We start from the raw sequence: 12,028 nt of genomic DNA, 5'->3' as shown, positions 1-12,028 counted from the left end.
CGGGGGGATGACCGCGCGTGGCAAAGAAGGTGCTCGTTGTCGAGGACAACGAACTGAACCTCAAGCTGTTCTGTGACCTGCTCCGCGCGCACGAATATGCCGCCGAACCGGTACGCGATGGCCGGGAAGCCGTGTCGCGCGCCCGGGAGCTTTCACCGGATCTGATCATCATGGACATCCAGATGCCGCATGTGACCGGGTATGAGCTGATCCTGGAGCTGAAAAAGGACGGCGACCTGCAGTCTATCCCGGTGATGGCGGTGACCGCCTATGCCGGGCGCGATGACGAGGAGCGCATTCGCGCAGCCGGGGCCGAAGCTTATGTGTCGAAACCGATCAGCCTGTCGCGCTTCATGGATGTGGTCGGCACGCTAATCTAAATCAGGCCGAGCTCGGCTAGCCTGCCGAGCAAGGCCGGCGGCAGCGCGGCCATGCCGGTACCGTCGCCACCCAGGTCCGCCGGTGCGTCCGCATGCTCCAGATAGCGCCACCCCTGATGCGCGCGCTTGGGCCGAGCGGCGACCAGCCGGATCGCAGGGTCGATGTGGATCGCGACTCGGCCGCCCTCCGCTTCACCGAACGACAGGATCGGCGAGCGCGCGACGAGCTGATGCTTGATGATCCAGAAGAGCGAGCCGCGGCCGGCGATTTCCTCGTGCCGCTTGGGCAGGTAGCGCGTGGTAAGGAACAAAGGCCCGTCGGCGCCGCGCTCCTTCAGGCGGTACGCGAGAAGATCGACACTGGTGTGGCCGAAGGCGACCTTCGTGATGTGCAGCGGCGGCAGAGGGGGCGGAGCTTCAGTTTGGGACGGCATGGAAGCCGCCATGTGGGGAGCCTCAGCCGACGAGGCCAGAGGCAGTCGCGAGACCAAGGAACGCCAGAAAGCCGATCGAGTCGGTTGTCATCGTCACGAACACGGATGACGAGACGGCGGGGTCCGCGTTCAGCCGTTCCAGCATCACCGGCACTAGGACGCCCGCAAGACCGGCGACGAGGATGTTGGTCATCATCGCCGCGGCGATCACGCCGCCCAGCATCGGGTTCGCGAAGATGACGGCCACACCGGTTCCGATTACCAGCGCCACCGTTACGCCGTTGAGCAACGCGACCCGGATTTCACGCACGATCGCGCGCGCGGTGTTCGACTGCGTCAACTGATTAGTCGCCATGGCGCGGACGGTGACGGCCAGCGTCTGCGTACCGGCATTGCCGCCGACCCCCGCAACGATCGGCATCAACGTCGCCAGCGCCACCATCCGCTGAATCGTGGTCTCGAAGCGCGAAATGATGAACGAGGCGAGCAATGCGGTGAACAGGTTGGCGATCAGCCAGCGCACGCGTGCCTTGTAGCTGTCCATCACCGGTTCGTTGATGTCGCCTTCGCCGGCCCCCGACAGCAGCAGCGCGTCCTCGCCCGCTTCTTCCTGGATGATGTGAACGATATCGTCGACGGTGATCATGCCGACAAGGCGGCCGGAACCATCGGTCACGGCGGCGGAGATCAGCGCATATTTCTGAAAGCGAAGCGCGACTTCTTCCTGATCCATGTCGACCGGGATCAGCGTCTGCTCCCGTTTCATGACGTCCGACATGGAGACGGAGCGGGGCGTGCGCAGGATCCAGGAGAGGGCACAGGTGCCAACCGGCTTGTGCGCCGGGTCGACCACGAAAACCTCCCAGAAGTCGGTGGTCAGCTCCTCATGGCCGCGCAGGTAATCGATCGTGTCGCCAACGGTCCAATGCTCGGGCACCGCGATCAGCTCGCGCTGCATCAGACGGCCGGCAGATTCCTCCGGATAGCTCAGCGCCTCTTCGATCGCGGCGCGATCATCGGGCTCCATCGCCCGGAGCACCTCGCGCTGGTCCTCGGCGTCGAGATCCTCGATGATCGCGACCGCGTCGTCGGTATCGAGTTCGGAGGCGATGTCCGCGACCTGACGTGCGTCCAGCGCATCGATCAGCTGTTCGCGAACGTAATCGTTCATTTCGGCGAACACGTCGCCGTCGAGCAGGTCGGCTACCGCGGCAGCCAGCGGTGCGCGCTGATCCTCCGGGGTAAGCTCGAACAGGTCGGCGATATCTGCGGGGTGAAGCGGTTCGACGAGCCGCTTGGCTTCCTCCCTCTGGCCAGCCTCGACCGCCTCCAGCACCGCGTTGACGAATTCCGGCTTCAGCCGATCATCCTCGTCGAGCTGGCGCTCGCCTTCTTCGATACGGTCATCGCCGCGGAGTTCGGTATCGCTCATCGCCCGCCTCCCAACCGGCTGCCTGCTCTTGTCGCGCCTCTAGCCGGCCAGTCTGTCGGTGCCAACCGTGGCGATTTGCGTTCATGCCGGGGCGCGAGTAGGGCGCCGCATTCCCGATGACCCGGAAGGAGCCTGCCATGGCTGATACGTATAGCACGCTGGTGATGACGCTGGACGACGGCGACGTCACAATCAAGCTGCGCCCCGATCTGGCGCCCGAGCACGTCAACCGCATCGCCGAGCTTGCGAATGAGGGCTTTTACGACGGCGTCGTGTTTCACCGCGTGATCCCGGGCTTCATGGCGCAGGGCGGCGATCCGACCGGCACCGGCATGCACGGGTCCGACAAGCCGAATCTTCGCCAGGAGTTTTCCAAGGAGCCGCACGTGCGCGGCGTCTGCTCCATGGCGCGGACCAATGATCCGAACAGCGCCAATTCGCAGTTCTTCATCTGCTTCGACGATGCGCGGTTCCTTGATGGCCAGTACACCGTCTGGGGTGAAGTGACCGGCGGCATGGAGCTTATCGACGCGCTGCCCAAGGGTGAGCCGCCGCGCCAGCCGGGCAAGATCGTGACCATGCGCGCTTCCTGAGCGGAAAGCATTCCAGGTTGATCGCGGGGCGCCAGTTACGACACGGGCGTCCCGCACAACCGGTACATCAAGAGCATTCTCACGGGCGTCGAGACGCCCAATCGTCAGACCGCCTCGGACCCCAGCGTGGTGATCAGCCAGTCGCGGAAGATGCGCACTTGCTTTAGTTGCAGCGCGCGCGGGCGGCAGACGAACCAATAGCTGTACGGACTTTCCACCTCGACATCGAAGAGCCGGACGAGGCGGGGATCGCCGGCGTCCAGAAAATGGCTTTCATGCATGAAGGCAACGCCCAGGCCCTGAGCCGCGGCCTCCAGCATCAGCGCGCCGGAATCGAAATGGTCGACGGCAAGCGGCTCGATATCGTGCAAGCCGGCAGCGGTTCGCCAGGCGACGAACGTATCCGGCATTTCGCGGTGAACGAGCGCGGTGAGCGTTGCGAGCTGCTGCGGATGGATGATGGGATCAGACCGCTCGATCAATGATCGGGCACCGATCACATAGACCATGTTTCGGTCCAGTCGCCGTGCATAGAGGCCAGGATCGACATCGCGCGCCAGGGCGATCACGGCGTCCAACCCTTCGCCCAGCCGCGCCATGCCATGGGCGCCGGTATCGATGTCGAGGTGCAGTTCTGGGTGAGCGGAGCGCAATTCCGCCAGTCGTGGGAAAAGGCGCTGAGAGGCGAACAGCGGCAACACGCCGAGCCGGAGCCGAAGGACCTCCGCCGCGCTGGTCATGGATTCGACGGCGTCGGACAGTTGATCGAGAAGCGGCGCGATCTGCGCCAGCAGACGATCGCCGTCGCCGTTCAGGACCATGGCCTGGTGACGACGATCGAACAGCGGCCGGCCGAGAAAACGTTCCAGCGTCTGCAATCGACGGCTGAGCGCCGGGGCAGACAGCGCGAGTTCCTCCGCAGCCGCCTTGACCGATCCAAGCCGCGCGACGGCAACGAATGCCTCGATTGCGGTCAGCGGCGGCAGTCGGCGCATGGGAGTAGTGATCCTTCGCCGAGCACCGGATCGTTCGATGCCCATCAGCGATGATAGCGATAACCACATTTGCAGAAAATGCAATTGTGGTGCGTTTCTTCGCACTTGCACAATGGGGCGGCATCAACCAAATCAGGCGTGCCTTTCAGGCATCCTCTCCTAAAAACTTTCAGGGCCGGTCCACGTGACCGGCCCCTTTTTTTGTCCGTTCCATAGCAGGATCGGCGTCGTCACCTCTGCTGGACCGACGAACGAAACGTAGGAGCCGCAAGCCGCTCTCCTCGGTCGGGGTCGCCCGACGAGAACACACGAGAATACAAGCGCCCTTCGGAATATGGCCAGCGAGCACCGGAAAGCGGTCCTGCCCCCCTCCAAAACGCGCGTCGCGCCTTTATCTATCAGCCTCGACGCACAAAGGAGAAGCGCATTGGCCGATGGCGAACCCGCTACGACCCAGAAGCTGCAGGTCGCTAACGCGCGGCCGGAAGACAGCGGAAGAGGCATCGCACACCTGCCACGCGCCTTCATGGCATCGCTCGGGCTGACCGAAGGCGATGTGATTGAGATCATCGGCAAGAAAACGACGCCGGCACGGGCCGTTGGTCCCTATCAGGAGGATGAGGGGCTAGCGATCGTCCGCATTGACGGTTTGCAGCGCGCAAATGCGGGCGTTGGCTCCGGCGACTTCGTGGAAGTGCGCAAGGCGGAGTCGAATCCGGCGACTCGCGTCGTCTTCGCACCGGCGGCGCAGAACCTCCGGCTTCAGGGCTCCACCGTGGCGCTGAAGCGCACCTTCATTGGCCGGCCGCTGGCGCAAGGTGACGTGGTGGCGACCGCCGGCCACCAGCGCGTGGCGAACATGCCGCCGGGCATGCAGCAGTTCGTCAACGCGCCCGCCTATGCGCTGCAGGAGATCCGCCTTGTCGTCGTATCTGCTGCGCCCAAGGGTATCGTCCACATCGACGAGAATACCGAGGTTGAGCTTCGTCCCGAATATGAGGAGCCGAACGACGCACGGCGCGCCGACGTCACGTATGACGATATCGGCGGCATGGCAGCGACGATCGATCAGCTGCGCGAGATGGTCGAACTGCCGCTGCGCTATCCCGAGCTGTTCCAGCGGCTGGGCGTCGATCCGCCCAAGGGCGTGCTGCTGCATGGCCCGCCCGGCACCGGCAAGACGCGGCTTGCCCGCGCGGTCGCGAACGAGAGCGACGCGCAATTCTTCCTGATCAACGGCCCGGAGATCATGGGCTCGGCCTATGGCGAATCCGAAGGGCGGCTGCGCCAGGTATTCGAGGAAGCGTCCAAGTCTGCGCCGTCGATCGTCTTCATCGACGAGATCGACTCGATCGCGCCCAAACGCGGGCAGGTGTCGGGTGAGGCCGAGAAGCGCGTTGTCGCGCAGCTGCTGACGCTGATGGACGGGCTGGAGGCGCGCGCGAACCTGGTCGTGATCGCCGCGACCAATCGTCCAGAGGCGATCGATGAGGCGCTGCGCCGGCCAGGCCGATTTGATCGCGAGATTATTGTCGGCGTGCCCGACGAGCGCGGGCGCCGGGAAATTTTGGGCATCCACACGCGCGGTATGCCGCTGGGCGACAAGGTCGACCTGAACGAACTGGCGCGGACCACGTTTGGTTTTGTCGGCGCAGATCTGGCGGCGCTGACGCGTGAGGCAGCGATCGAGGCGGTGCGACGGATCATGCCGCGGCTGAACCTGGAGGAGCGCACGATCCCGCCCGAGGTGCTCGATACGTTGGCGGTGACGCGCGAGGATTTCATGGAGGCGCTGAAGCGTGTCCAGCCGAGTGCCATGCGCGAGGTGATGGTGCAGGCGCCGACCGTTCGCTGGGAGGATGTTGGCGGGCTGGACGATGCGCAGATGCGGCTCAAGGAAGGCGTCGAGCTGCCGCTAAAGGACCCGGATGCGTTCCGGCGTCTCGGCATTCGGCCGGCGAAGGGCTTCCTGCTGTATGGGCCTCCGGGCACGGGCAAGACCCTGCTCGCCAAGGCGGTGGCGCGCGAGGCGGAGGCGAACTTCATCGCCACCAAATCGAGTGACCTTCTGTCGAAATGGTATGGCGAGAGCGAGCAGCAGATCACGCGGCTATTCGCCAGAGCACGGCAGGTGGCGCCAACGGTGATCTTCATCGACGAGCTCGACTCGCTGGTGCCGGCGCGTGGCGGCGGCCTTGGCGAGCCGCAGGTGACCGAGCGGGTGGTGAACACGATCCTCGCCGAGATGGACGGGCTGGAGGAATTGCAGTCCGTGGTCGTGATCGGGGCGACCAACCGGCCCAATCTGGTCGATCCTGCGCTGCTGCGGCCGGGACGCTTTGACGAGCTGATCTATGTCGGGGTGCCGAATGCCGCCGGGCGCCGTCGGATTTTGGCCATTCAGACGCAGAAGATGCCACTGGCCGATGATGTCGACCTGGATGTGATCGCCGAGCGCACCGATCGCTTCACGGGCGCGGATCTGGAGGATGTGGTGCGGCGCGCCGGTATGATCGCGCTGCGCGAATCACTTCAGACGAAGGAAGTGCGTCAATCGCACTTCCTCGCCGCGCTGGAGGAGTCGCGTGCGAGCGTTACGTCGGAAATGGAGCGCGACTACGAGCAGATTGCGGCCAAGCTGAAGCAGGACGCGGCGTCGATCCAGCCGATCGGGTTCATCACCCCCGGGCAGCTGACGCCTAGGGGAGAGAAGAAGGACTGACTAGGGCTCCCCTCCCGCTTTCGCGAAGGGCGGGAGGAGGGCTTGTCCTTGCCAGGACCTGCGCGACAGACTCTCTCCTAACCCCTCACGCAACCGGGAGGGGGACAGAGATCATGCCTCCGCCGCGGCGGCTTCGCGATCCATTTGAGCGCGGCTCTTGCGTTCCGCAGCGGTCTTCAGCTGACCGCAGGCGGCGTCAATGTCACGACCCCGCGGGGTGCGAACAGGCGCGGAGATGCCGGCCTCGAACACGATGTTCGAAAAGGAACGGATCCGCTCCGGCGTGGAGCATTCATAATTCGCGCCGGGCCAGGGATTGAATGGGATCAGGTTCACCTTCGCCGGCAGCTTGTAGTGGCGCAGCAGGCGGACGAGCTCACGAGCGTCGTCGTCCGAATCATTCTTGTCCTTCAGCATCACATATTCAAACGTAATGCGCCGCGCGTTGTTGGCGCCGGGATAGTCGGCACAAGCCTGCAGCAGTTCCTCGATGCCGTATTTGCGGTTGAGCGGCACGATCTCATCACGGACCGGCTTGGTGACCGCATGGAGGGAGACGGCAAGGTTGACCCCAATCTCCGCGCCGGCGCGCGCCATCATCGGCACGACGCCAGAGGTGGACAGGGTGATGCGGCGCTTCGACAAGGCGAGACCGTCGCCGTCCATCACCACGGACAGCGCGTCACGGACGTTCTCGAAATTATAGAGCGGCTCGCCCATGCCCATCATCACGATGTTGGTGAGCATGCGGCCCTCGGGCTGGCTGGGCCATTCGCCGAGGCCATCGCGCGCCAGCATGACCTGGCCGACGATTTCGCCGGCGGTCAGGTTGCGGACCAGCTTCATCGTGCCGGTGTGGCAGAAGGTGCAGTTCAGCGTACACCCGACCTGGCTCGACACGCACAAGGTGCCCCGATCGGCATCGGGGATGAACACCATCTCAAAGTCCTGCCCATCGTCCGAGCGGAGCAGCCACTTGCGGGTACCATCAGAGGAAACCTGCGCCTCCACCACTTGCGGGCGGCCGATCACGAACCGTTCCGTCAGCCAAGGATGCTGCGCCTTGGCAATGTCGGTCATCACCGAAAAGTCCGTGGCACCCCGATTGTAGATCCAGTGCCAGATCTGCTTGGCGCGCAGCTTCGCCTGCTTGGACTCCAGCCCGGCGGCGGCGAGCGCCTCCCGCAGCTCTGTCTTGGAGAGACCGACAAGGTCCACGCGGCCGTCCGCGCGCGGCGTTATCGCGCGTGCCACGGGCACGGGATCGATGTGCCCCGGGATGGGCATGGGAGCGGCCGACACTGTCTGCATCGCGTGCACATAGTGGAAAATGCCGGCGATTTCCAGCCATCCACGGCAATGGATCGGCGCAAATCGGCTGGTGTCAGCGCGGGCGGCATTCCAGCGTGGCGGCGTCAATCGCGGTCGCCGCTCCGCCCAAGGCATAGCTGTCCGCAAAAGGGCGTCCGCGCAAGCTGACGGCTGAAATGCTCATGCTGCGTCCGCCGCGCATCGCAGAGATAATCGCACGATCGGTGGCGGCGTCCGCTGCCCAAGCCGCGCCCGCATTACCAGAGAGGGTGAAGCGGCGATCCCCGATGGAAAGCGTGACCGGCGCCGCCTGCGCCCGGGGGCGGGACAGGCGGATGTAGATCGCCGGTCGCCCGGTGCGCCCGAACCGCGCGGCGACGCTCGCGAAGCCATCGGATCGCGCGCGGATCGGAGCAGTGATAGCGTAGCAGCGCGCCGGCTGCCCCTGACGAAAGGCGCCCCAGGCACCATAGACGCCGACCGTCGCGCGATCCCCGGCGAGCAAAGTGGCCAACCCCCAGACGAACGACCAGACGAACGGCAAGAGGTCAGGCCGGGGCGTAGCCGGTGCCGAGGTGCACCACCGTTTCGCGTCCGCGCTCAATCATAGTTACCGTGCCTTGCGGATGCGCCGGAAGAACTGGGGCGCCGCATGGATCGACCGGCGCGCCGGTCATCACGCCGCGCATCACGCGGCTGGAAATGCCATGCATGATGACCAGGCGGTCACCATCGTCGTCTTGCGTGTCACCCAGCCACCCCGAGACGCGTGCCGCGATCGCTTCATACCGTTCACCGTCAGGCGCACACCGCAAGAGGCCGCGCTCGTCCACTACGGGGCCTACTTCGCCGATGACGTCGGCATAATATCGGCCGCCCCACGCGCCCATGCCGATCTCGATCAGGCGATCATCGTGCCGCGCGTCGTGCCAGTCGAGCTCAAGATGCTCGGCGATGATCGCCAGCGTCTGCAAGGCGCGTCCCGCGGAGGATGCCCACATGGTGAGCTTCGGCTTGGGCCCTAAGTAATCGCGCAAGGCGCGTCCCATCTCTTCCGCCTGCGCGAAACCGGCGCGGGTGAGCGGAGTGTGAGGCGCGTCGCCTTGCAGCCGGCGGGCGGCGTTGAAGACGGTTTCGCCGTGCCGGGCGACGAAATCGCGACCGCGTCGCTCGAAAGGACTCATCGTCATGGGTGCGTCATTGGTCGCTGCGGGCGCGAAAGCAACGGCTTTCGGCGCGGCCGGGTGTCAGGCGCGGTGGAGACTAAGGAAGGAAGCGGGGCGAGGCCGCCACCCGGCGGTTGTTCGACAAAGAAAGGGAACCTCGATGCGCCTTCTGCTTATCTCCACCGCGACCATTGCAGCGATGATGGCCAACCCGTGCGCCGCACAGGACAAGCCGGACTTCAGCGGCTTCCGCCTCGAAGCGCTGGGCGGTTACGACAACATCTCCAGCGGCGGTGAGGGCGATGACGGGTTCGTTTATGGCGCGGCGGCCGGCTATGATGCTGCACTGGGCCGGACGCGGCTTGGCGTGGAAGGCGAGATCACGGACTCGACGGTGCGCGATCGCAGCCGTGACGTGCTTACCGCCGGCGACCGGCTGCGATCCGATGCCGGTCGTGATTTCTACATCGGTGTTCGCGCCGGTTATGTGATCTCTCCGAAGCTGATGGCCTATGCCAAGGCCGGGTACACGAACGCACGGGTCACGACGCGCTACAACAGTGCTACGGAAGCCACACGTGATTCCGAGAATCTAGACGGCTTTCGCCTCGGTGCGGGCCTGGAATATGCGATCTCGCCGCGCTTTTTCGTAAGGGGTGAGTATCGTTACTCCCACTACGGTGATCAGAACGGCGCTGACATCGATGCCGATCGCCATCAACTGATGGCAGGTGTTGGCGTGCGCTTCTGAGCCGCCGCCTTCGTTCGTGCTGGGCTTGTCGGATCACCTGCTTGGGACGGGTATTTCGACGAGTTCAGCGCGGGCTGATCGAGGATCGGTAAGCCGGTCAAATTGCGGGCGTGCGCCGGCGATGTGAAGCGAATGCTCCAAAACCGTGCTGCGCGCGATAGGCCAGCAGCTGCCGAGTTCAAGGCAGTGTGGCGCAAAAACAACGAAAATGCCCGTTTATCTGACGTTCATGCAACATCCCGGCGGATCGCCCATTTCCGCCCTGCCCGCCGAGGTTGATGGCGGACAGTAGATGGAGTTTGATTATGCGTAACCTCATCCTGGCGACGCTTGCCGCCACCACCGCTCTTGCTGTTCCTGCGGCGGCGCAGGATGCCGGGCCGTTCACCGGCCCGCGCGCTGGCGTGATCCTCGGTTATGATGGCCTGCGTCCGGGCGAAACCGAAGACTCGATGATCAACGGAGACCAGGGCAGCGACGGATTCCTGTATGGCGGCGAGATCGGCTATGATGTGGCGTTCAACAATCTTGTCGTCGGCATCGAGGGTGAAATCACCGGCTCGACCGGCCGCGTCGACAATGATCCGAACGATCCCAGTGATTTCGGCTATGGCCGCGTGAAGGCGGGCCGCGATCTGTACGCCGGTGCCCGCATCGGCTTCCTCGCGACCCCGCGCACGCTGGTGTACGGCAAGGTGGGCTATACCAATGCCCGTCTCGACCTGACGCGCAACGACACGACGACCGAGACCGGCCGTAACTTCAACCTGGACGGTTATCGCCTGGGTGCGGGCGTCGAGCAGTCGCTCACGCCGAACACCTATGCCAAGCTCGAATACCGCTATTCGAACTATGGCGACGCCCGCCTGAACTACCCGAATGGCGCCAGCACCGGCACGTTCGGCGTGGACACCGACCGTCACCAGGTGGCAGCAGGTGTTGGCTTCCGCTTCTGAGCGGCAGATACAACTATCTGGCGAAAAGGAGGGTCGGGGCGCTTGCTCCGGCCCTTTCTGTTTGGCTAGGAAACAGGCGAGTTGCCCCTGGTCGAATCCGGCGGGCCGGGGGATGAAGTGATGAAGGCGACGATCGAACGCGCAACGCTCCTGAAGGGGCTGAGCCATGTCCAATCGGTGGTGGAACGCCGCAACACCATTCCGATTTTGTCCAACGTGTTGATCGAGGCGACGGCCGAAGGATCGCTTCGCCTGATGGCGACCGATCTGGATCTGCAGATCAACGAAAGCGTGGCCGCGGCGGTCGATCAGCCGGGCGCGACGACCGTGTCGGCGCACACCCTGTTCGATATCGCCCGCAAGCTGCCGGAGGGCGCGCAGGTATCGCTCACCGCGGCGGAAGGCCGAATGACGATCGTAGCCGGTCGGGCGCGATTTTCGCTTGGCACGCTGCCGCGCGACGACTTCCCGGTGATCGCGGAAGGAGAACTGCCGACGCAGTTCGAAATGCCGGCCGAAGCGCTGAAGCAGATCATCGACAAGACGCGCTTCGCGATCTCAACCGAAGAGACGCGCTATTATCTGAACGGCATCTTCCTGCACGTGTCCGAGGACGGCGGCTCGCAGCCGGTGCTGAAAGCGGCTGCGACTGACGGCCACCGACTGGCCCGCGTTACATTGCCGCGGCCGGAAGGCGCGGAGAACATGCCCGACGTGATCGTGCCGCGTAAGTGCGTCGCCGAACTGCGCAAGCTGCTGGACGAGATCGACGGTTCGGTGGGCGTGTCGCTGAGCAGTACCAAGATCCGTTTCGACCTTGGGCAGGCGATCCTGACCTCGAAGCTGATCGACGGCACCTTCCCGGATTACAGCCGCGTCATTCCGACCGGCAACGACAAAATCCTGAGGCTCGATCCGTCCGCCTTCATGGAGGGCGTCGATCGAGTGTCGACCATCGCCACCGAAAAGACACGCGCCGTGAAGATGGCGCTCGACCGCGACAAGATCACGCTTTCGGTGACCAGCCCGGAAAACGGCACGGCCGCCGAAGAAGTGCCGGGCGAATATGTCGCGGCACCGTTCGAGATCGGGTTCAACAGCCGTTACCTGCTGGACATCCTGGGCCAGATCGACGGCGATCTGGTGGAGGTGCATCTGGCCGATGCGGCAGCCCCGACGCTGATCCGGGAGAATGACAAGGCACCGGCGCTCTATGTGCTAATGCCGATGCGGGTCTGATCCGGCCGCGATCTGACCGAAAGAACAGAGGACCGGGCGAGGAATTGCC

12 protein-coding genes are annotated in these 12,028 nt (G+C 64.5%); 6 read left to right on the top strand and 6 right to left on the bottom strand.

From position 1 onward, the window contains the following. Positions 1-17 precede the first annotated feature (17 nt). A complete protein-coding gene (locus BMX36_RS07645; RefSeq protein ID WP_093064283.1) occupies positions 18-380 on the top strand; it encodes a response regulator in 363 nt (120 codons plus the stop codon). Here the strand turns inward: BMX36_RS07645 and BMX36_RS07640 are convergent. Both BMX36_RS07640 and mgtE read right to left on the bottom strand, forming a co-directional pair. After that, positions 377-814, bottom strand: a complete 438-nt coding sequence (locus BMX36_RS07640; RefSeq protein ID WP_093064281.1) for a DUF1489 family protein — start codon at positions 812-814, stop codon at positions 377-379. The two genes, BMX36_RS07645 and BMX36_RS07640, sit on opposite strands and share 4 nt — an antisense overlap. A 22-nt stretch (positions 815-836) precedes the next feature. Next, complete coding sequence (gene mgtE / locus BMX36_RS07635) at positions 837-2,246, bottom strand: magnesium transporter (protein ID WP_093064279.1); 1,410 nt, start codon at positions 2,244-2,246, stop codon at positions 837-839. Between the two features lie 137 nt (positions 2,247-2,383). Here mgtE and BMX36_RS07630 point away from each other — a divergent pair, with 137 nt between their 5' ends. Beyond that, positions 2,384-2,839 (top strand): peptidylprolyl isomerase, encoded by a 456-nt coding sequence (locus BMX36_RS07630; protein WP_066780259.1) that lies wholly within the window; start codon positions 2,384-2,386, stop codon positions 2,837-2,839. Positions 2,840-2,943: 104 nt separating this feature from the next. Here BMX36_RS07630 and BMX36_RS07625 read toward each other — a convergent pair whose 3' ends face one another. After that, complete coding sequence (locus BMX36_RS07625; protein ID WP_066780238.1) at positions 2,944-3,834, bottom strand: LysR substrate-binding domain-containing protein; 891 nt, start codon at positions 3,832-3,834, stop codon at positions 2,944-2,946. A gap of 427 nt (positions 3,835-4,261) precedes the next feature. Here BMX36_RS07625 and BMX36_RS07620 point away from each other — a divergent pair, with 427 nt between their 5' ends. Continuing rightward, a complete protein-coding gene (locus BMX36_RS07620; RefSeq protein ID WP_066780239.1) occupies positions 4,262-6,556 on the top strand; it encodes a CDC48 family AAA ATPase in 2,295 nt (764 codons plus the stop codon). A 111-nt stretch (positions 6,557-6,667) separates the two neighbouring features. Here the strand turns inward: BMX36_RS07620 and rlmN are convergent, their stop codons facing one another. From rlmN to BMX36_RS07605, 3 genes are all read right to left on the bottom strand, one after another. Continuing rightward, positions 6,668-7,843 (bottom strand): dual-specificity RNA methyltransferase RlmN, encoded by a 1,176-nt coding sequence (gene rlmN, locus BMX36_RS07615; protein WP_371262859.1) that lies wholly within the window; start codon positions 7,841-7,843, stop codon positions 6,668-6,670. Positions 7,844-7,940: 97 nt separating this feature from the next. Beyond that, positions 7,941-8,411, bottom strand: coding sequence for an invasion associated locus B family protein (locus BMX36_RS07610; protein WP_093064277.1), 471 nt, complete (start codon positions 8,409-8,411; stop codon positions 7,941-7,943). Between the two features lie 4 nt (positions 8,412-8,415). After that, entirely contained in the window at positions 8,416-9,057 is a 642-nt protein-coding gene (locus BMX36_RS07605) for a histidine phosphatase family protein (RefSeq protein ID WP_093064275.1), read from the bottom strand. Between the two features lie 136 nt (positions 9,058-9,193). Between BMX36_RS07605 and BMX36_RS07600 the strand changes: the two genes are divergently transcribed. The 3 genes from BMX36_RS07600 to dnaN all read left to right on the top strand — a co-directional run bounded on the left by BMX36_RS07600 (position 9,194) and on the right by dnaN (position 11,979). Continuing rightward, complete coding sequence (locus tag BMX36_RS07600) at positions 9,194-9,784, top strand: outer membrane protein (RefSeq protein WP_093064273.1); 591 nt, start codon at positions 9,194-9,196, stop codon at positions 9,782-9,784. Between the two features lie 305 nt (positions 9,785-10,089). Beyond that, positions 10,090-10,740 carry an outer membrane protein gene (locus BMX36_RS07595; RefSeq protein ID WP_066780246.1) on the top strand — a complete coding sequence of 217 codons (651 nt, stop codon included), beginning with the start codon at positions 10,090-10,092 and terminating at the stop codon, positions 10,738-10,740. Positions 10,741-10,860: 120 nt separating this feature from the next. Further along, positions 10,861-11,979, top strand: a complete 1,119-nt coding sequence (dnaN, locus tag BMX36_RS07590; RefSeq protein ID WP_093065368.1) for a DNA polymerase III subunit beta — start codon at positions 10,861-10,863, stop codon at positions 11,977-11,979. The last annotated feature ends 49 nt before the right edge of the window (positions 11,980-12,028 follow it).

This window comes from Sphingomonas sp. OV641, assembly GCF_900109205.1.
Lineage (GTDB): Bacteria > Pseudomonadota > Alphaproteobacteria > Sphingomonadales > Sphingomonadaceae > Sphingomonas.
This window is presented reverse-complemented; position numbering and strand designations above follow the sequence as displayed.